The sequence below is a fragment of the Microcoleus sp. T2B6 genome, from assembly GCF_036700475.1.
Lineage (GTDB): Bacteria > Cyanobacteriota > Cyanobacteriia > Cyanobacteriales > Microcoleaceae > Microcoleus.
Genome location: NZ_JAUBOZ010000010.1, coordinates 98,278 through 118,647, shown reverse-complemented (window position 1 = coordinate 118,647; position 20,370 = coordinate 98,278). Strand labels below are relative to the sequence as shown.

Annotated in this window: 18 protein-coding genes and 2 pseudogenes; 12 read left to right on the top strand and 8 right to left on the bottom strand. The window is 44.8% G+C overall.

What is annotated here, in order from left to right:
- The first annotated feature begins 158 nt into the window (after positions 1-158).
- Genes QUA00_RS07200 through QUA00_RS36770 form a run of 3 tightly spaced genes read left to right on the top strand, consistent with a single transcriptional unit; the run spans position 159 to position 995 of the window.
- Positions 159-305 carry a hypothetical protein gene (locus tag QUA00_RS07200; RefSeq protein WP_333409199.1) on the top strand — a complete coding sequence of 49 codons (147 nt, stop codon included), beginning with the start codon at positions 159-161 and terminating at the stop codon, positions 303-305.
- A gap of 47 nt (positions 306-352) precedes the next feature.
- Positions 353-619: an IS66 family transposase gene (locus tag QUA00_RS07195; protein ID WP_333409198.1), complete on the top strand. Its 267-nt coding sequence runs from the start codon at positions 353-355 to the stop codon at positions 617-619.
- A gap of 13 nt (positions 620-632) precedes the next feature.
- Positions 633-995, top strand: coding sequence for an IS66 family transposase (locus QUA00_RS36770; RefSeq protein ID WP_445305723.1), 363 nt, complete (start codon positions 633-635; stop codon positions 993-995).
- Positions 996-1,053: 58 nt separating this feature from the next.
- Here the strand turns inward: QUA00_RS36770 and QUA00_RS07185 are convergent, their stop codons facing one another.
- The 5 genes and pseudogenes from QUA00_RS07185 to QUA00_RS07165 form a co-directional block, all read right to left on the bottom strand.
- On the bottom strand, positions 1,054-1,212 hold the full coding sequence (locus QUA00_RS07185) for a hypothetical protein (protein WP_333409197.1): 159 nt from the start codon (positions 1,210-1,212) through the stop codon (positions 1,054-1,056).
- Positions 1,187-2,020, bottom strand: coding sequence for an AMP-binding protein (locus QUA00_RS07180; protein ID WP_333409196.1), 834 nt, complete (start codon positions 2,018-2,020; stop codon positions 1,187-1,189). The genes QUA00_RS07185 and QUA00_RS07180 overlap by 26 nt, the downstream gene beginning before the upstream one ends.
- A 51-nt stretch (positions 2,021-2,071) precedes the next feature.
- Positions 2,072-3,142, bottom strand: a pseudogene (locus QUA00_RS07175) (IS630 family transposase).
- Between the two features lie 67 nt (positions 3,143-3,209).
- Positions 3,210-4,058, bottom strand: a pseudogene (locus QUA00_RS07170) (AMP-binding protein).
- 751 nt (positions 4,059-4,809) lie between these two features.
- Positions 4,810-4,959, bottom strand: a complete 150-nt coding sequence (locus QUA00_RS07165) for a hypothetical protein (RefSeq protein WP_333144022.1) — start codon at positions 4,957-4,959, stop codon at positions 4,810-4,812.
- A 164-nt stretch (positions 4,960-5,123) separates the two neighbouring features.
- Between QUA00_RS07165 and QUA00_RS07160 the strand changes: the two genes are divergently transcribed.
- The 3 genes from QUA00_RS07160 (at position 5,124) to nadB (ending at position 8,753) form a co-directional block, all read left to right on the top strand.
- A complete protein-coding gene (locus tag QUA00_RS07160) occupies positions 5,124-6,083 on the top strand; it encodes an adenylate/guanylate cyclase domain-containing protein (protein ID WP_333144021.1) in 960 nt (319 codons plus the stop codon).
- A 252-nt stretch (positions 6,084-6,335) separates the two neighbouring features.
- Positions 6,336-6,770: a photosystem II complex extrinsic protein PsbU gene (psbU, locus tag QUA00_RS07155; protein ID WP_333144020.1), complete on the top strand. Its 435-nt coding sequence runs from the start codon at positions 6,336-6,338 to the stop codon at positions 6,768-6,770.
- 330 nt (positions 6,771-7,100) lie between these two features.
- Complete coding sequence (gene nadB / locus QUA00_RS07150) at positions 7,101-8,753, top strand: L-aspartate oxidase (protein WP_333409195.1); 1,653 nt, start codon at positions 7,101-7,103, stop codon at positions 8,751-8,753.
- 10 nt (positions 8,754-8,763) lie between these two features.
- On the opposite strand, the gene QUA00_RS07145 is transcribed toward nadB, so the two are convergent.
- From QUA00_RS07145 to QUA00_RS07135, 3 genes are all read right to left on the bottom strand, one after another.
- Entirely contained in the window at positions 8,764-9,024 is a 261-nt protein-coding gene (locus QUA00_RS07145; RefSeq protein WP_333144018.1) for a hypothetical protein, read from the bottom strand.
- Positions 9,025-9,728: 704 nt separating this feature from the next.
- The gene (locus QUA00_RS07140) at positions 9,729-11,864 is read right to left on the bottom strand and encodes a CHASE2 domain-containing protein (protein ID WP_445305722.1); all 2,136 of its coding nucleotides are present in this window, start codon (positions 11,862-11,864) and stop codon (positions 9,729-9,731) included.
- A 553-nt stretch (positions 11,865-12,417) separates the two neighbouring features.
- Positions 12,418-13,587, bottom strand: a complete 1,170-nt coding sequence (locus QUA00_RS07135) for an IscS subfamily cysteine desulfurase (protein WP_333143904.1) — start codon at positions 13,585-13,587, stop codon at positions 12,418-12,420.
- Positions 13,588-13,683: 96 nt separating this feature from the next.
- Here QUA00_RS07135 and QUA00_RS07130 point away from each other — a divergent pair, with 96 nt between their 5' ends.
- The 6 genes from QUA00_RS07130 (at position 13,684) to QUA00_RS07105 (ending at position 20,137) form a co-directional block, all read left to right on the top strand.
- On the top strand, positions 13,684-14,355 hold the full coding sequence (locus QUA00_RS07130) for a hypothetical protein (RefSeq protein WP_333143903.1): 672 nt from the start codon (positions 13,684-13,686) through the stop codon (positions 14,353-14,355).
- A 212-nt stretch (positions 14,356-14,567) separates the two neighbouring features.
- Positions 14,568-15,890 carry a four-carbon acid sugar kinase family protein gene (locus QUA00_RS07125; protein ID WP_333143902.1) on the top strand — a complete coding sequence of 441 codons (1,323 nt, stop codon included), beginning with the start codon at positions 14,568-14,570 and terminating at the stop codon, positions 15,888-15,890.
- Positions 15,891-16,114: 224 nt separating this feature from the next.
- Positions 16,115-16,381 carry a hypothetical protein gene (locus QUA00_RS07120; RefSeq protein ID WP_333143901.1) on the top strand — a complete coding sequence of 89 codons (267 nt, stop codon included), beginning with the start codon at positions 16,115-16,117 and terminating at the stop codon, positions 16,379-16,381.
- Positions 16,382-16,386: 5 nt separating this feature from the next.
- Positions 16,387-16,965 (top strand): hypothetical protein, encoded by a 579-nt coding sequence (locus tag QUA00_RS07115; protein WP_333143900.1) that lies wholly within the window; start codon positions 16,387-16,389, stop codon positions 16,963-16,965.
- Between the two features lie 149 nt (positions 16,966-17,114).
- A complete protein-coding gene (locus QUA00_RS07110; RefSeq protein WP_333143899.1) occupies positions 17,115-18,350 on the top strand; it encodes a hypothetical protein in 1,236 nt (411 codons plus the stop codon).
- 92 nt (positions 18,351-18,442) lie between these two features.
- Positions 18,443-20,137: a hypothetical protein gene (locus QUA00_RS07105; protein ID WP_333409193.1), complete on the top strand. Its 1,695-nt coding sequence runs from the start codon at positions 18,443-18,445 to the stop codon at positions 20,135-20,137.
- Positions 20,138-20,370 lie beyond the last annotated feature (233 nt).

Below are 20,370 nucleotides of genomic sequence, written 5' to 3'. Positions count from 1 at the left end.
TAGAGGAGAACCACATCAGGGAGTGGTTCCTTGACTTGACTTAAGTGTTAATCTGCAAGCACCCGGCGTCTGGCTAGGTAATTATGGGCATCTTTCCTACTCCAAGCTGACGCTCGCTTTTGTGGGAACTCGGCAGGATTGAAGTGGGAGTAGGAACATTGCAAAAAACCAATCAACGAGTAGCAGCAGCAGTAAAGCCAGCTATCAAAGCACTGTGGGAATGGGCACCTTTACAATCAAACGTTCATGTAGATGAAACCCTAAGAGTGTGTCATGGGAGTCAAAGAATGGCTATGGACGGCTAGTGGAGAAGGATTCTGTTTATTTCATGCCGCAGATACTTTTGTGACGTGTGGAACTAGAAACCATGCTGGGCACAGAATTTGCTGGGGTTTTAAGCTCAGATGATTTCAGCGTTTATAATGGCGGGAATATCGCAGCCCAACAGAAGTGTCTAGCCCATTTACGACGGCATTTCAAGAAAGTGTTGGAACTTCCTGGCAACAATAATGCAGCAGTCGCTCAAATATTTCTGTCATTAATTGATGAAGCTTTTAGATCCCATGAGTCGGGAGCGAAACACGAAGGATCAACTCACCTACGACTCCTGGGCAACTGATTTCAAAATACGATTGAATAAAGCCCTTGCCACTTGGTTGAACCAAGTTGGTTATGCCGCAGGTCTGTTACTAAAATCCTTACGGGATAAGGCAGAACAATGGTGGTATTTTCTCACTGACCCCTCGGTTCCTCCGGATAATAATAAAGCCGAACGTTCCCTACGGCCTTCTGTAACTAAGCGGAAAGTTTCGGGCGGATCTCGTTCGATGAAACGATTTGAGGAAACTGCTAATCTACTTAGTGTGATTCAAACCTGTCGTTTTCAAGCTCGTTCAGTAATGGCTTTTTTCCGTGAGGCTATGAATGCCCATTCTTGTGACTTGGCTATGCCGCTCGCTCATTCCCCTTTTTCAGACCTGAATCCTTACCATTAAACATTTTAGCAATTGATTAGATAAACTTATCACCACAAGTTCTGAAGAGCCTTTCCGCCTACTCAAAAAAGTTTTGATGGATGCCAATTTGCACCAGGGCAAACGCATCTAAATTGCCGGGAGAATAGTAGTAGTGTTTTGAGGAATAGCCACCGCTATCGGCAGTCAAATCTCTTTTCAATAAACTACAGCTATCGATAATAGTCGCAACAAGCACGGTAAAATTCCCGCTTGTTGACATGATGCGTTTGCCCTGCAATTTGCACTCCTAAAACATAAGTCCAAATTTCAACCAATTGTTTCTCTATTTCCGTGCGTGGAGCAACAAAATTTTCAACATTATCCAGAGTTGGTGCCGGTAGTGCCTGTCGATCTACTTTACAATTAGGTGTTAATGGCAAAGCATCCATAAAGACCACAAGCGCAGGAATCATGTACTCCGGCAATTTTTCTTTTAGCATGGCTCGGAAGCCTGCTGAACTCTGCTTTAATGCTTGTGAATTCAGCACAACATAAGCAACTAAGTAATCGTGTCCCTGAGCATCATTACTAACAACGACTCCCACATCCTTCACCGCAGAAATATCGAAGCAGGCTGCTTCAATATCTTTTAATTCAATTCGGTGTCCCTGAATTTTTACTTGGTAGTCACTGCGCCCAATAATGGCAATATTACCGTCGGGAAGATAACGAGCTAAGTCACCTGTTTTATAAAGACGAGCGCCCGGTTCAGTGTTAAAAGTATCATCAATAAACCTTTCCTCAGTTATCTCTGGACGGTTAAGATAACCTCTCGCTATTCCCATACCACCCATGTAAATCTGTCCCTCAGAGCCATCAGCAACAAGCTCAAGATTATCGTTGTGAGAATGGCGTGGATACTTGAATAGATAAATTTGAGTATTTAAAATTGGGCGACCAATTGGTATGGTTTCCTCACCAGCTTCTACCTGATGAATGGTTGACCAAATAGTTGTCTCAGTCGGCCCGTACATATTCCAAAGGGAGGAACTTCGCTCTAGCAATTGATTAGCTAAGTAGGTCGGTATAAAAAAACCAAGGTAAGTAAAGAAATGTTAACAACCAGGAGAGGAACTGAATTTAAAGCGATTAGTTGTATAATTTCCTCGTTGTCCTCTCGCTTCAATTCCATCCATTACTGCGTAGGCAATATCTAGTTCATCTTCAAACATTTGTCCGACCAGTTCATGATTTTTAAGTTGCTGCCATTCCAGTTCAATCTTGTTCATTTCCGAACAGTATTTAGGTAAAAAGAAAATATACAATCCCTGGCTTTCCCACTGAGACCATTTTTGTTGGACATCCAGGGATTTGTGTATGGGACCATTATCTTGAATTATCACTCTGATCCGTCCAGTTGATTTCATTTCATGCCTCAGCTTGTTTTGCTTCATTTTCCATAATAGTGATATATGATTTGCTGCTAAAACTCCCAACAGCCAACCCATACGCGAAACTGACACACGGCTGTAGCAAGCCTAAAATACTAAGTCTTCGCCCCCTTCGTTTCGTTTGCTCTAGCCGTTTTTGCGCTCCAATTGGGTAATAGGTATATCCAGTGGGACTCCACAAGCAAAAACCTGATTCATCCAGATATTTCAGATCGATTTCTCCCGCCGCCGCTGCCAACTCTAACATATCTTGATCTGCCTGTTTAATCGAGCGTTGTAATGGGTCTTGCTTGTCTTTATGGCTTGGTCGGGTTCGTTTCCAAATAATCTTTTTTTTTTGAGGATGCGTCTTAATCTGTCAGGGCTTAATTTGACCCCGCGTTCCTGTTCTAATTTTTGAGCAAGTTGACGACTATTATATCTGCGTGGTTCATTGAGGAGACATTCTTCTAGATGAACAATGTCTGATTCTTTCCATTTGGCTTTGACCCCTCTGCCTTTGGTTGACCATAATCCTCCCAAACCCATTTTCACCCACCGATGAATTACTTCTCTAATTGTTTGCTCTCTACAATTAAAATGAGCTGCTATCTCCTCTACATAACATCCCTGGGAGTTCAATCTAATAATTTGTGCTCGATCTTTTACTTTTTGAGGTACTGTTGTTGCTGTCCTCAATTCAAATAGTGTTCGGTCTTCTTCTTGATTGAGAAATACTCTTAAACGTGCGCCCATATTTGTTGATTTTGTAAATCAAATCTTGAGTGTTTACTTATCTTAACATGATTTGGTTTTTTTACGCCTACCTACTTAAGTGTCGATTGAGGGGTTCCCCTCCACAAAGAATTTTTAAATTGCGATCGCCTTGCCAATTAACGGCTAATAGCATTTTCCAGGTTGCAGGAGTTGCCTGCATGACTGTAGCGCCCGATTCAGTGATTGTTTTAGATAACTTGATTGGATCTATGGCGACTGCGCGACTAACAATCACAACGCGAGCACCAACTATTAACGGTAAGAAAAGTTCTAAAACAGCAATATCAAAGGATATCGTAGTGACTGCTAGTAGTACATCTCGCTCTGTCAATCCTGGTTCTTGTTTCATCGAGAGCAGAAGATTGACTACAGCAGCATGAAGAATTTGCACGCCTTTTGGTTTACCCGTTGAGCCAGAGGTATATATTGTATAGGCTCACTTATCGGGCGAGACTTCGCTATCTAAATTATCTTGGCTGAATTGCTCAATTTTTTGCCAATCTGAGTCTAAACATACCACTCGCATACCATTGCTTTTAGGTAGGGATCTGGGAAGATGGGTTTGGGTAATTAGTATCGGAAGCTGGGAGTCTTCCAACATAAAAGCTAACCGATCTTCGGGATAAGTTGGGTCAAGAGGGACGTAAGCACTACCGGCTTTTAAGACTGCCAGGAGTCCGATTAACATATTCAGCGATCGCTCAACGCATAGTCCAATAAGCGTTTCTGAATTCACCCCTAAGCTTTTCAGATAATGTGCTAATTGATTAGCTTTATTATTTAATTCTTGATAAGTTATTTGCTCGGTGCTAAAAAGAGCAGCAATAGCATTTGGTGTTTGCCTTACTTGGGATTCTACTAACTTATGAATGCAGAATTTTTCGAGGATTCTCATTACAAACCTTGACAAATAAGTTATTACGAACCTAGATGACGACGCTCAGTAGGATTTTAAGCATTGATTAGGTAGCCATTGCTGGTGCTTTACCGTCTTTATTGTGCTTGCAAAGGCAGTAATCAATCACACCAAACTTTTGGTCGTGGTATAGCCTTATACAATTTACTAGACCTCACTATGTTCATCCGGAACAAAAGGTCAATTTAGGTGAATTTATGACTCCCATTCCGCAGCCTCAACAGTCACATGGGTTATTTCGAGCTGATGGCGGTGGCTCAATCTCGGATTATTAAGTAAAAATACTGAGAAAATCAGTTATTAAGGAAGTCTTCGGTACGATCGGCTGTTCCGGTTGAAATTGGGAGCTTACACCAGAGGGAGTAGTACACAGAACTCTGGATCTGCATAAGCTGTTGTGCATTTAAATTGTATATTTCGATCCCCGATCAAAAATCGTCAAATCCTCTCCCCCGATCCCCTTCTCCCCCTCTCCCTCTCTAATACCATAGGCAATCTAGATGCAACACAGCTTAGCAGCTCACACCCCCTACCCCCCGCCTAGCTCTACCGTCTACAGACAAGTTGCTCGCTGACCCATATTGGAGAAACGCTGTTTCCTAAAATCTTGATTTCTCGTTTGGCCGAATCAATAACTTAAAATTCAGGAAAATAAGCTTCCTTTCTGAGATTCATGCGAAACTTGGGTTTCAGGAATGGTGTTAAAAGATTTCGGACTTGTGTGTACAGGCTAGCCGCCTAGCCAGAGAGCCATTTTCCCTCTTTTTTCTGGCCCATCAAAATAAATAAAAGTTGTCTTCGCTCCGGGGCAGGCAGTATTATCAGGTACAATCTTGGTAGACAGTCTGTTTTTACGGGCTGCTTTGGTAGATGGAATCATAAATACCTTCGCTCGCTCGATCGAATTTATGGTTGACCACTCCTGGAGGGGCTAGGTGCATCGACGATGGACTAAAAAATCTAAAATCTGAAGTCTCAAATCTCAAATCGGTTAATTTTGTGTCGTTTCTAGGACTGTTGTGACGAGTGCAACCCAATCCACATATGGTACTTCGCACAGAAGGCGGCAATCGCTACTTGCCGCTCTCCGGCAGCAATTGCTGGACAGTAGGGCGGAGCGATGACAATAATTTTGTACTGACAGATCGCTGGATTTCCCGTAATCACGCGATGTTACAGCAAATGGAGACAGGAGAGTTCTACCTGATCGACTTGGGCAGCCGCAATGGTTCCTTTGTCAACGGGCGGCGGGTCAGTATTCCTGTCACTCTCAGAAATGGCGATCGGATTATTTTCGGTCAAACCGAATTGGACTTCTACAACCCAACCGCTGGCCACCGACACGAGCCAATACACGAGACAGACTCTGAAGATTTTACGGCGACTTTGACGGTGCGTAGCCTGATTAGCGTCATGGTAATGGACATCCGAGACTTTACAGTTTTGACTAGGCAGCTAGACGAAACCCTCCTCTCGGAAGTTATCGGCAATTGGTTCCGCAAAGCAGGACAGATCATTCGCGAACACGGCAGTTGGGTGGACAAATACATCGGTGATGCCATCATGGCCGTCTGGTTCCACAAAACCAGCGATGTCAGCAGCGAGGAAATGATGCGGATTTGCCAAGCTTTGAGCGAACTGCACAAGGCAACAGACGAACTCAGCAGCCGTTACCCCCTGCCTTTTCCTTTGCGAGTCGGCGCCGGCATCAATACCGGTTATGCAATGGTGGGAAATTCTGGCAGCAGCGACCGCTCGGACTATACCGCCTTGGGAGATACTGTAAACGCAGCATTTCGCCTGGAATCTTGCACCAAGCAACTCGGCAAGGATATCGCTGTGGGACAAACTACCTACAAATACCTGACGCAATTGGGGGCCCAGGGCGCTTTCGAGCAGCACACTGTTTCTTTGAAGGGTTACGAGAATCCCAGCGTGGCTTACGGCGGTACTTATGCTGACTTGAACGCTTTTCTCAAAAGCAAAGGAAAGAGTTCTCGATAGCTAGAAAATTGGGTGCAGGGCAAAAATTAACCCTTTAAAATGGCAGTCCGAGTTTTTAATTTGGAGTGCCTTTGATAAACTTGCCTGCGATGCTTAAAAAGCCGATTATATCATATATCCTCAGATTTGTCAATACCTAAAGGTAAATTTTATAACAGATATCTGCCTGCTGCGGATTTGTCTGAAAAACTGCATAAGCAAAATGGTAGTCTCTACATAAATGCTGTGTATGAAATTGGGAGACAAAACTTCATGAAACGATTGGGTCGTCTATTGGCAGTATTGGGCTTAGTGCTGGGCTGCTTTGCATGGGCTGGAGACCAAAGCGCGATCGCGGCGTCATTAAGCCGTATCGTCTTGCCATCATCCTCGCTCCTAGCTGTTGAAGCTCCGGCTAGAACCAATCGCGCCGATGAGAAGCTTGCCACAGAATACGGCAAAAAACTTGATTTGAACAACAGCGCCGTCCGGGACTTTCGCCAATATCGAGGGTTGTATCCCACTTTAGCTGGACTAATTATTAAGAACGCTCCTTACGAAAAAGTTGAGGACGTACTCAACATTTCAGGTTTGACGGAAGCTCAGAAAAAAGTGCTGCAAGCTAACTTGGACAAATTCACCGTAACTGATGTCGAATCAGTCTTTATTGAAGGAGACACCAGGTTGAATAACGGTCTCTACGACTAGGTAGCAGCGGGCCTCATTTGAAGGCAGAAGTCATTGGGCAGAAGGCAAACGGCCGAAAGAAAAGATTTTTTTTCTCTTAGGCTGATGACTTCTGCCTTTAATTTATCAAGACTTACTTTCAACCACCATTCGGCAAAAGCCGACCAAAATTCGCTAGATTGAAATCAGCGGGTTCCCCTGATTCATCTAAAATCTAAAATCTAAAATCTAAAATCTAAAATCTAAAATCCCTTGAGTGACATTAGTTCAAGTCCCCAGATTCATCTGTAGACTCAATTCTAAAATCTAAAATCTAAAATCTAAAATCTAAAATCGACTGGCGGCAGACTTATGACTGACAAATTTGACGTATTGGTAATAGGTGCTGGCGCGGCCGGTTTGTACACGGCACTTTGCCTGCCAGAACATTTGCAGGTGGGCTTGATCAATAAAAATACCCTGCCTGTTTCTGCCAGCGATTGGGCTCAAGGAGGGATTGCCGCAGCGATCGCCCCTGAAGATTCCGCAGCGCTGCACGTTCAGGATACACTGGCTGCGGGAGCCGGTCTTTGCGATTTGGATGCGGTGAAATTTTTAGTCGAGGAAGCTGGTGCTTGCATTGACTCCCTGGTGAAAATGGGCGTTGCATTCGATCGCACCGGCCCAGATTTAGCCCTCACCCTAGAAGCCGCCCACTCCCGCCGCCGAGTTCTCCACGCCGCCGACACTACGGGCAAAGCCGTTATCAGTACGCTGACAGCAAAAGTATTGAGCCGCAAAAACATTCAACTCGTATCTCCTGCCTTTGCTTTGAGTCTGTGGCTAGACGAAACCGGGCGCTGTCAGGGGATTAGCTCGATTTGCGGCTCACAAGTCAAGTGGCTGCGGGCCCCAGCCGTGGTGCTGGCGACAGGCGGCGGCGGACAGGTTTTTGCTCAAACGACCAATCCGTCGGTAAGTACCGGGGACGGGGTGGCAATTGCGTGGCGCGCCGGGGCGCTGCTGCGAGATTTAGAATTTGTGCAGTTTCACCCGACGGCGCTGAGCACAGCGGGCGCGCCTCGGTTTCTCATTAGCGAAGCGGTGCGGGGAGAAGGAGCTCATTTGGTTGACAGTAAGGGATATCGCTTTGCTTTTGACTCTCACCCCAGCGGGGAACTCGCCCCTAGGGATGTTGTTAGTCGCGCTATTTTCCGCCACTTGCAGAAGACGGGGGAACCTCATGTTTGGCTGGATTTGCGCCCGATTGCGGTCGATCGACTGCGCTACAGGTTTCCAAATATTATTCAAGTGTGCGCTGATTGGGGAATTGATATTTTTTCCGAACCGGTGCCGGTGACGCCTGCGGCCCATTACTGGATGGGAGGAATTGTCGCTGACAAGTTTAACCAAACTTCGATTCCGGGTTTGTACGCGGTGGGAGAAACTGCGAGCACGGGGGTACACGGCGCTAATCGGTTGGCGAGCAATTCGCTGCTGGAATGTCTGGTTTTTGGGGCGCAGATGGGACTTTTGCAGCTAGAAGGTGGAAGGCCCGAGGCATTCGCCGATCAGTTCGAGGCGGGGGAAATCTTGGAAAAATCGATTTCTGAAAAGGACATTGAGGCGATCGAAAAGTTGCGCGTCGAATTGCCGAATTTGGTGTGGCAGAGTGCGGGAATTTGCCGGGGACAGCGGGATTTGGAAAGTGCGATCGTCCAACTTGAGATTTGGCGGCAAGAATTTGCTTCGTTGCCTTTGAGTCAAACGCTTGATAATTTACGGCCCGGACAAATTATTGATTTTTCCCCTGCTGAGACGGAGAATAGCTCAATTTTGCGAAATTGGGGAGAAGTTGGGAATTTATTGGATATCGGCTATTTAATTGTCAAAAGTGCTGCGTTTCGCACTGAAAGCCGTGGCGGTCATTACCGAGTGGACTATCCCCTCACCGATCCGGATTGGTGCGCCCACACATTAATTCACTACTGCAATTGGTACAAATCTGGGCGAATAGAAGATTGAAAATTTGGGGTCAGCGCGTTCCCGTACCGTCACTTTTAGGGTTCCCGTTCGGGTCTGGTTCGTATTGTTGGGGATTTCCAAACCTAGAGGTTGGTGTAACTGTCCCAACTCTGGGGGTCGATGGCGTCGGGATCTGGCCCGCGCTACGGGTTTTTGTTAAGTTGCTAGTTGAGTTGCTGGCAAATCGGGCCGCATTTGCGGTGCCGACTATATTCACTTGCAGGCAGGCCGCCAGGGTTGCCGTTGTTGTGAGCTGAATCAAAGTACGCATAGTATTCACAGCCTTATTCAAATCATCGCAATAGATCCACGTCTGTACCACCTATTATATCTATCAATTTCCGTATTTCCACTGATATCTTTACATTTACTTTAATTAACTTTCGTAAGTTTACATAATTTTTTTTACATTAAGGCTTTTTGGCGATTGGAATTTGGTTTCAGGCTGTGATTTTTTTTAATATTTTGTAACATTTAGATGACACGGCAAGTTGCTCTCATAAGTTTTATATTTGGCTAAATCTATCTAATGACAGATGACAAATTAGAAAATTTTAAGTTACGTAATTTGAGATTTCACTACTTTGGACATTTTTTTGAACAGTTTCAAAAAGCTTAGATGGTTTACAGTTTAAGGAGCGAGCTAGTTTTTTGAAGTTACAGCATATTCCATGTAGATGTAGATCGCGATCGACCGGGTTTCGAGCAACAGAATCAGTAATGATGCGAGAACTGTAAAGAAACCCGGTTAGGAGTGCGTACTTCATAAACCTGGAATACGCTGTAGCTGCACAGGGAAAACCTGAAATAATATCTCCCTCACGGCCCAATTAGGGTTTGAGGTCTAAAAATTGCTCAAATTTTGTCTGAAATAATTGAGATTTTAGATAAAACAATTGAATAATTACAAATGAGTTATCAATATCGGGGTGGGGACTTTACCTACAGTTGTATTATGTTTTTAACTAATCTTAATTAATAAAAGTGATATTGATTTTTCCCGCGTTCCTTAGCACGATACATCGCAACATCGGCATTCTTAACTAAAATCTCTGGCTCTTGACCGTCAATGGGATATAAACTAATGCCAATACTTGTAGTTACAGAAACTGTATGTTCTTCTAAAATAAAAGGCTGCATCATGGCATCGCAAATTTTTTCAGCTACTTTCGCAGCATCCTCGCGACCGGGAATTGCGGGCAAAATGACTGTGAACTCGTCGCCGCCCAACCGCGAGATTGTATCACTGCCACGCAAGCATTTTTTGAGCCGACTGGCAACTGTTTTTAAGAGTAAATCGCCCACATGGTGTCCGAGAGTGTCGTTGATTGACTTAAATCCATCTAAATCTAAAAACAGTAAAGCTACCAATTCCTGATTGCTGGAGGCTATTTCTAGAGACCGATGCAAGCATTCGTAGAACATTTGGCGGTTGGGCAAACCGGTAAGAGGATCGTGATAAGCTTGGTGGCTGAGTTCAGCGTTTTTTTGTTCTAGGGCTTTTGCACGAAGTTGGCGCTCCGTAATATCTCTGATTGCTCCGACTAAAAATAGGTTGCCTGCAGCATCTTTATGCAGGGATCTTTTAGTCGCAATCAGATGCGTAATTCCGTGAGCGTCAGTAAAATATTCTTCATTTTCTCGCGGCTGGTGAGTTTGAAATACTAATTCGTTTTGCTGCCAAAATATCTCGGCTTCAGCTTGGGGAAATAATTCGTAATCTGTTCGGCAAGTTAAAATCTCTAAAGGATAGCCAATAAACCGACAATATGCCTGATTCAAAACTATGCAGCGGTGATTTCGATCTTTGACAAAAATGGGGTCGGGAATTGTATCGATTAGCGATTGTAAAAATTCTTTAGACCGTTTTAATTCTTCTTGCAAGTGAGCCAGATAACCCACAACTGCGGCGCCAGAACCCACAAGACTGAGGATTGGAGGAATTAACGGTAGCCACCAACCTGCTAAAAATGCTAAGTATAAACTCGCACTCAACCCTAGACAGATACTTAATAAACAGTAAGCCGATCGACCAAGCGATCGCAAATTCCAACTCACATTTGCTCCCGCCCAAGACCACAGTAAAATCCACAGCAACTCCGCAGCCTCTGGCCAGACATTGATACCCCCGCGCCCGTCGAGAGCGGCACTCAAAATTTGGCTCAAGAAATGAGCCTGAAGCTCGACTCCCGGTATTTGCTGGGGAGGACCAAACCAACCGGAACTGTAAGAATTTTGGTAAAAGTCTTTGAGGCTGGGGGCATTTGAGCCGATCAAGACAAGGCGCGATCGTACAAAATCAGCAGGTACTTTGCCAGAAAGCACATCGCCCATCGATGCAGTGCGAAAACTGCCTCGCGGGCCGCGCAGGTTGGTCAAAATTTGATAGCCACGGCTGTCCGATCGAACGTAAGCACCGTCATTCGGTTGAAAAGGCCGAAAAACCCCCTTGCCTAACTGCAAGTATTTAGGATTGACTCTGGCTCGTTGAGGGGAAATCCCTTCGCTTTTGAGGTAAAGCAAAGCCAGTCTGAGTGCGAAACTTTGATGAGTTTTGCCGTCTCCGGGCCAAGCGTAGAGCAAAGTTCGCCGCACTTTTGAGTCAGCGTCGATGACAACGTTGTTGAAACCGATTCGATCGAGCTTGTCAAGTACCGGAGGCGGGCGAACTCCTAACCTAGTTTCGTCTGGCATCAACTCAATGCCGATTAAGTTGGGAATAGTTTTAAAAGTTTTGAGCAATTCGGCGTTACCCGGTTGAGTTGGCAAATCTCGGTAAATGTCGAGGCCGATCGCCCGCGGCTTGCCAGCGTGCAATTTTTGCAGCAATTGGGCCAAGGCAGCATCCGAAATTGGGTAGCCGTATTTTTGCAAGTCAGCTTCCTTAATTTCTACAATGACGATGCGCGAGTCAATGGGTTCGGCCGGCCGCCAGCGCACAAAGTGGTCGAAAGCAGCCCATTCCCACACCTGCAAAAATCCGAACCAGCGCATTACAATCACCGTACTAGCAACGGCACTCGCAGTAATCAATACTCGGCGTTCTCGATCGACCCATTTTTTGATAGTTTTTAGCATATTTTGGGGATTTGGGCCTCGCCCTTTGAGCATCTAAACTACTACTACCTATAGGTTTTACATCTCCGGGGCGATCGGCTCAGTCGATTTTAGATTTTAGATTTTAGATTATCCAATTTTTTGGTTTTTGGGTGGGGGCGAGTCGATTTTAGATGTTAGATTATCTAATTTTTTGGTTTTTGGGTGGGGGCGAGTCGATTTTAGATTTTAGGAATGAGAATTAAATAACTTACAATGCGTGATGGTTCTTGTGGGATGGGCGTCCCGCCCGTCCAGAAAGGGCGGGCTATAAGCCCAACCCCTACTCCCCACTTTCAAGAGTGTAAATTATTTAATTCGCGATCCTTAGTAGATCCCCGACTTCTAGCATTAGCTTTGATGTTAAGTCTGGGAAACGGTTGCAGAAGTCGGGGATCTGGTGTTATATAATTTAACTCATCTACGATATTGAACAGTCCAATCTCAAATGGTAAGGTGCGTCGCCACGCTTGAATCTGAAAGTTTCATTTAGTATCTCATAGCGACGCACCCTACAGATTACTGTCAACTGTCAACTGTCAACTGTCAACTGTCAACTGTCAACTTTCTAACTCATTACTTTTTGAGCTTGTCGGAGAGATTGAATAGTTGCGATCGCGTGTTGGGAAACTGCATCTATTTCTGCTTCGGTATTGAACCGGCCAATACCGAACCGAATTGAAGCATAAGCTAATTTGTCCGATCGCCCGATCGCTGCTAAAACATGAGATGGAGATATTTTCGCCGAAGTGCAAGCAGATCCCGAAGAAACTGCCGCCGCCGGTTGCAAACCCAACATCAACGCTTGACCGTCAACCCCGGCTACACTAATATTGAGATTCCCCGGCAATCTCTTAGTAGCATGACCGTTGAGAAAAACATCGCCCAATTCACTCAAGTTTTCCCACAAACGCTGCCGCAAATTAACCACTCGTTCTGTTTCCGACTCCATTTCCGCAATTGCCAATTCTACTGCTTTGGCAAACCCAACTATTTGCGGTGGGTAGAGAGTTCCCGATCGCATTCCCCTTTCGTGGCCTCCTCCGTGCATTTGCGGCGCTAGCTGCACTCTCGGTTTGTTGCGGCGCACGTAGAGAGCACCGATGCCTTTTGGCCCGTAGATTTTGTGGGCTGTCAAGGACATTAGATCGATATTCATCTCCTCTACGTCGAGGGGAATTTTGCCGATCGCCTGTGCCGCATCTGTGTGAAAAAGAATGTCATTTCCCCGACAAATTGCTGCAATTTCTGCGATCGGCTGGATGACGCCAATCTCATTATTTGCCGTCATCACTGAAACTAAAATTGTCTCGGCGCGAATCGCTTTGATCAAATCGCCTATATCAATCAGCCCGTCGCTTTTCACTGGTAAAACAGTAATGTCAAACCCCAATTTTTGCAAATAGGTACAGGGGTCTAGAATTGCATTATGTTCGGTTTTTACTGTGATAATGTGCTTTCCTTTACTGAAATAAGCTTCGGCGATGCCTTTGATCGCTAAGTTATTTGCTTCGCTGGCGCCACTGGTAAAAACAATTTCTTCTGGAGAAGCATTGATCGCTTCTGCTATGATTTGTCGTGACTGTTTTACTGCTGCTTCTGCTTCCCAGCCGTAGACGTGGTTGATGCTGGCTGCGTTGCCGAATTGTTCGGTGAAATACGGCAGCATCGCATCAAGTACCCTTGGATCTACGGGGGTTGTGGCGTGGTTGTCGAGGTATATAGGACGTGCGGACATAGTGCAGTTTTGGGTGAAAAAAGTGTTAGGTTTATTGTAGACGAGCCCCTTGTTCTACTACAAAACTTTATAATTAAGAAATATTTGTGAAGATTTATGCGAGCTGACATTCAGGGATTAGAAATTACTGTCGGTGAGCTCAAGCACCTCACAGGCGCGGGGCCCGATCGCGTATACCGCCCGCCGACAGCGACTAAGTTTGCCCGCGAAGCTTTGAAAACTGTCGGTTTAATTGTTTTGCTTCTAATCAGTTGTTGGCTGCTGGTTGCGATATTTCCTAGAGCTTATTTGTTGTGGTTCGCCCTCCACTTGGTTGCGATACTCGGTTTAATCCTTGAGGATGCGTGGAAAATTCGGTGCAGTCGGCAAAACAAAGATTTAATCAATCTTTTTGATGATGTGGATCGCTATAATGGTATAATCGAAGCGATCGCCATTAATGATCGGATAGAAGATGCTGGCAATGCGGGAGTCAAAATCGGCGATCGGGCAAAAGTCATTCAAGCCTTGCAGCTAATCAGAGACGATTTAGTTCGAGCTTTGAAAACCGAAAGAATTCTCAGGGAAAACAAAAAATTTGTCGCTACTAACTCCGAATTGTTTGCCAATAATTTGAGAACTTTGAATGCCCTGCAAATTAGCGATAGATCGAGCCAGCCGGGACGATTACTCAACGAAGCTTTGCAGGTAGCCGTGGGAGTTCAAGCAGAAATGAAAAAGTTGCAAGAGCGAAACGCTGCTAATTTTAAAAATGGCAAAAGTAAGTAGCGTGCACGGCTGCGTGCGCCTCTTACGCAGTAGCAATATGCAGCTTGCTGAACCGCAACAGGCAGGATGCCTGTTCCACTCGAACTCAAAGACATTTTTAAAATTATGAATTAGGAGAATTGTTGAAAAAATATCATAATTATTGTAAATTTTTACCTATTACGTAACAGGTAAGGATATCTTGGAAAGGTGACGTTAACAACCAGGTCAGTATGTCTTCTGCCAAACCCAAGATTATAGTTCTCGACGACGATCCGACAGGTTCTCAAACCGTGCACAGTTGCTTGCTGCTGACACGTTGGGACGAAGACACCCTGCGTTTGGGGCTGCGGGACAAGTGCCCGATTTTCTTCATACTGACAAATACTCGATCGCTAACTCCCGAAAAAGCAGCCTCCGTCACCCGCGAAGTGTGCCAAAATCTAAAAAGGGCGATCGCCAGCGAAAAAATCGAAGACTTCCTAATAGTTAGCCGTTCCGATTCTACCCTGCGCGGCCACTATCCCATCGAAACCGACGCGATCGCTGAAGAACTTGGTCCCTTCGACGCCCATTTTCTAATTCCCGCCTTTTTTGAAGGAGGTCGAATTACCCGCCACAGCGTGCACTACCTAATAGTTAACAGCGTCCCGACACCAGTACACGAAACCGAATTTGCCAAAGATTCAGTCTTCGGCTACAGTCACAGTTACCTGCCAGACTATGTAGAAGAAAAAACCAAAGGTCGCATCCCTGCTGATGCAGTCGATCGCATTTTACTCGGAGACATTCGCTACGGAAGTTTAGATCGACTGATGGATATGACAGACAACCAATGTGCGGTTGTTGACGGCCAAAGCCAAGGCGATTTAGACACATTTGCCAAACACATTCTCAATGCAGTCAGTCAAGGCAAAAAGTTTTTATTCCGCAGCGCGGCGAGTATTTTAACATCCTTAGCTGACCTCGGCCCGCAGCCAGTAGCAGCCGACGAAATGGCAAAATATGTGAGGGATGGCAAACCCGGTGCAGTAATAGTTGGTTCCCACGTTAAGAAAACTACTGAACAATTGGAGCGCTTGTTAAAAGAACCCAATATAGTTAGCATTGAAATAGATGTATCTCACTTGTTAGAAGATTCACCAGAGTATCGCACCCAACTGCTCGATGAAATTATCGAAAAAGCCCGCAATTCTCATGCCGATGGCAAAACGCCTGTAATTTATACCAGCCGCAAGGAACTCGAATTTGAAAATACCGAAGTCCGGTTAAAATTTGGAGAGGCGGTTTCTGCTTTATTGATGGATATCGTGCGGGGACTGCCTGCGGATATCGGGTTTTTGATTAGCAAGGGCGGCATTACTTCTAATGATGTTTTGAGTACAGGTTTGTCGCTCAAAAGTGTCAGGCAAATCGGTCAAATTATCGCAGGTTGTTCGGTGGTGAAAACCGAGGCTAATCATCCTCTGTTTCCCAATTTACCAGTGGTTTTGTTTCCGGGAAATGTGGGGGATAGCCATGCTTTGGCTACTGTTTACAAGCGGCTGAGCAAGTAACCAGCAGACGGAGTTCAAAAAACAAAATACTCAGAACCCCGACTTCTTAGAGAAGTCGGGGTTCTAACATCTTGAAATTTTCATGCCAGAGCCTGTCTTGACAATCCCCTCAAATAAGCCCAATGCTGCAACTCCTGTAAAACTCGCTCTTCAGATTACGAATAAAACGGCATCCTCGTTGCGCTTCTAATAGTTAAATACAACGTTACAGATTCTAGGGCAAGATGGTAAAAAACTGCGGTAGATTGTATCTATCGCTACTTTTTGCACCAAGCATCCGGGAGAGCCGTTCTACTGCTAGTAGTAGGGAAAATTGGTCTAAAAAAGTTCGGTATTTTTACGGTTACAAGATTAATAGATTTGTCCTCATATATACAGTCAAAGGGAACCCAGTTGACTACTTTACAATTACTGGCATTGATGATTTAGTTGGCGCAATAGTAGAAACAGCTTTTCCTATTCAACTAGCTTTTTTGGAAGAAAGAGGGTAGCAAATATGACATCAGGAGAATCTTTTGAGAAGAGTGTAATCGAAGTGGATGGTGTCCAATTTGAAACTTTAATGCCACAGCGCACGTTCAGTATTCCAGTGGAACCACTCAGCCCCGATGGCAATATGGATATCCCTGTGCAGTTGGGTATTCGCATTACCAACAACACACCTATGCCGTTTCGTTTCAGTTCCTATGGCAGATTAACTCCAGAACTTATGGGTGCGGACAGTCAATTACTACCCAGCATTTTCCTTCGCATTAGACGCCTAAAACCTAAAGAGTCATATTTTCTGTTAGCTATGCCTGAAGAAAGCATTACCTTCTTTCCAAATGCAAGGCTCATCTGGTCTAAGCGTGTGCACCAGTTAAAAATTAGCATTGCCAAAGGCACGGGTGGCTATTGGAATTTTGACATTCTCAATCCGGGAGAATATCATGTTCGATTTATCTACAGAAATGAAAACGAGGTTGATAGAATAAACGATCGAGGCCAAGAAGGGACAAAGCCAACATTATTAGAAAGATTATGGACTGGTAGGGTTATTACACCATTTGTCAAATTCTGCATAGTCTCATCCTGAACAGAAGTTACCTCACAAGTGTTGTCTACCAACACTAACAACATTCATTACATTGATTCCAGAAATGGTAGGACAAAATGGTCGATCGCTGCGACTACAAAAAGCTAGAGATCGATCGCAGCTATTAGCATAATAGGAGGATAACAAACATGACATCTAGTGAAGGTGATGGCTGCAGAGAATCTTTTGACAACAATGCCGTTGAAGCAAACGGCATATTCATAGAAGTCACGAATCCAAGTCCAAGGTTTTATCCTACCTTAGTCTTTCCCATCCCCAAAAATCTGCTTGGCTCCCATACTTCTATCCAAGTGACGCTGCGTATTATCAACAACACTTCAACTTCTTTTCGCGTCAACCCATCCCAAACCTTTATTCCAGAGGTTTGGACATCTGATAATCAAACAAGACAAAGACTTCGAGATATTGATTGTCTTGCAGCTAGCACTCACCCAAACAGACCTTTCGATCGAGAAGCAACGAGCGGGTTAGCTGGTTTAAGACCCAACTTAGCCCCTGCGATCGAACACAACGAGACGAGAAATTTTGATTGGTGGGAAATCAAACCAGAACTTCCAAGAATTATTTTTCTAACCGCATTGCTTTATTGGGATAATAACTTGCTTGTACTTAAAGTTCCTACTATTCCTGACAATTCTCGAAGTTCGATAGACCATAACAATTGCTGGTATTTCGAGGTAATCCCCGAAGAAACCTATCAGCTCCGATTCGTCTTGAATACCGATTGCAATACCACACCTGTTTCCGAGTCAGATACCAAAGCAGCAAGAACTGCACAAGAAACGGGATCGGGGCTGTTGGCAAGCCCTTTTGTGAATCTTCGCCTAGTTATGCCCCTATCGACTGATAGTAGTGCAATTGAAGTGGATGGCATTCAGTTCAAAACAGAGATGCCGGAGTCCGTGTTAATTATCCCTCCTAATCTGCCTGGTGCTCGGACTGCTGTGAAGCTAGGTATCCGGGCTACTAACAATACATCAACCGCTTTTCGCTTTCAGCAATTAGATTCCCTTGACTTAACACTAATAGGTGACGACGGTAAAGAAATAAAATGGAGGAGCGACCTCATGAGAACCTGGGTAGGTAAAGGGCCAAACTATTACTTAGCTCCACCAAGAGATAGTGCCTTATTTGTTTTAGATGGAAGGCTTTCCTGGCATTGGAATCAGCTTCTACTCGCAATTCCCAACCAAGCTGGAGGCTTCTATTATTTTTATGACCTCAAGCCCGGTACATATCATCTTGGACTTAGATACCACATTGGCGCACCAAGAGCAACTAACATCAAAGAACAGGTATTAGAAAAAGTCTGGACTGGTTGGATAGCGATGCCTTTTGTGGACTTACACCTAGTAAATTTATGAACCGAAGTTAAATAATCCTTGCCATTTCAGTCGGTTTTCAAAAAACTTAAATTGCTTTGTTTGGTAAATTAATGTTAGAGGAGCTACGAAAAATGCGTTTAAGACAATATTTGCTAGCTGGATTTACGTCTGCCTTGACAGTCATGCTGACGGGTCTGGCAAGTTTTGCATTTAATATTATACCTCCAAAACCCGGTGCTACTTCAAACTGGAGACCAGTTTCACGCTACAATATAGGTGATTTAGAAAACCCGATGGAAGGCGTGACGGAGGTAGATACAACATTATGGACAGAACCTATCCCCCAAGGAGGAACATGGCTATTTTCTGCAACACTTAATCTGTGGGCTTTGAGCTCTGAAAAAGGTATTGGGGGTTGGAATTTTCAGACTGCACAACAAGAATTAAGAGGTAATTTTGAGATCGTCAATTATCTCGCTTGCGGTTATGAAGTTCTGTGCGGTATTGAAAACCCAGGAGAGCGAGATCCACGAAGCAATGGAGTGGGCGCTACTTTTTATTTAAAGTACCATCCAGCACCTACCGATCCTCAACCTGGACAAGAAGGTAAACAACTCCACTGGATTCAAATGGTACGAGCAAACTATGGCGACGGCGTTGATGGTTTTATACCCCATATTCCCTTCATTGACAATGGATTTAGAAGCGACGATCCTTACTACGATACTACTGGTATGGCGGGCGAAAGCTTTTTTATAGACAGACCTTATTCTCCGGGTGAACTCGCAGCTCAAAGAAATAATTACTTTGACGCAGAAGTCTACCTAGTTGAGGAGATTTTACGGCCAGCAACCGAGCCAAGAGAAGTCACCATTTACAACGGAATTAGATGGGGTTGGAGAAACGAAGTAATTCGTCCTCAAACCTCTAAAAAGTTTTCCGACAGCCTCGCCTCCGGTTTTGAACTAGATCGTTTTAACCTCTCTGACCTTACCCCTGGTTCAAAATATATAGCCTGGACAAACAACGACCTCCCATCCAATCGCTGCAACCCCAACACATTCTTAAGCACTGATAATGACTCGGGTTTTCAGCTAGGATTTGACGACGACAGTAGCCGTGTAGGAAATGGCTTTGCCTCCGCACTAACTGGTACTGTGGGCAGCAGTGGCAATATCAACCTCAATGTCGGTGCTGCTGGTGGAGGTGCTCGCGGTCAAGACACAGGCAATTACGAGCTTTTTGTTGATGTTTACGACCCACAAGACTCGCCAGATTTTAGCGTAGCAAGTAGCGGCGGCGGCGGATTCGGAAAAGAAATGCGCGGCCTGACACAGCAAAACCCCATCCTTCCCAATTCTATCCAAAATGGCTGGCAAGTCTTCAACAAAGTTCCCGGCTGCCGCTGGTTTGACCCTCCAACTACTTACGGCTTTGAATTCCAATCTCTGGAAGACACTTTATTTACTGAAATTCTCGATTTTCCTGCGGGCGATGACCAGGAATTTACTGTTGCAGTAGGAGATTCGATACTCGGTAATTTCAGTCCGGGAGATAAATTAGACTTTGTTTCTTTGTTGGGTTATCCAGTAGACAAGTTTAGAATCACTGGGATTGATTCATTATTTGGTGAGACAGCAGAAACAGCATTTCCAATTCAATTAGCTTTTAAGGAACGGGAAGGAAGTTTCAAGATGCGGCAAATTTCCAAGCCAATTGATGCGGAATCTGTACCGGAACCTGGAAGTATTGTGGCGGCTAAGGGAATGGTGTTATGGTTCGCTGGGATGCGGCATATTTTGCGGAAAAAGCGACAGGCTGGTTAATTTTTATAGACCCTAATATCCAGACAGGGGCGGGTTTTTGAGATTGTCAATTATTAGCCGGTATTGTTGGTGAACCCGCCCCTACAGGAATCACTATCGAATGAGCCTAATATCCAGACAGGGGCGGGTTTTTGAGATTGTCAATTATTAGCAGATATTGTTGGTGAACCCGCCCCTACAGGAATCACTATCGAATGAACTGAAGATGCTGCGATTGCTTCGATTCGCTGGCA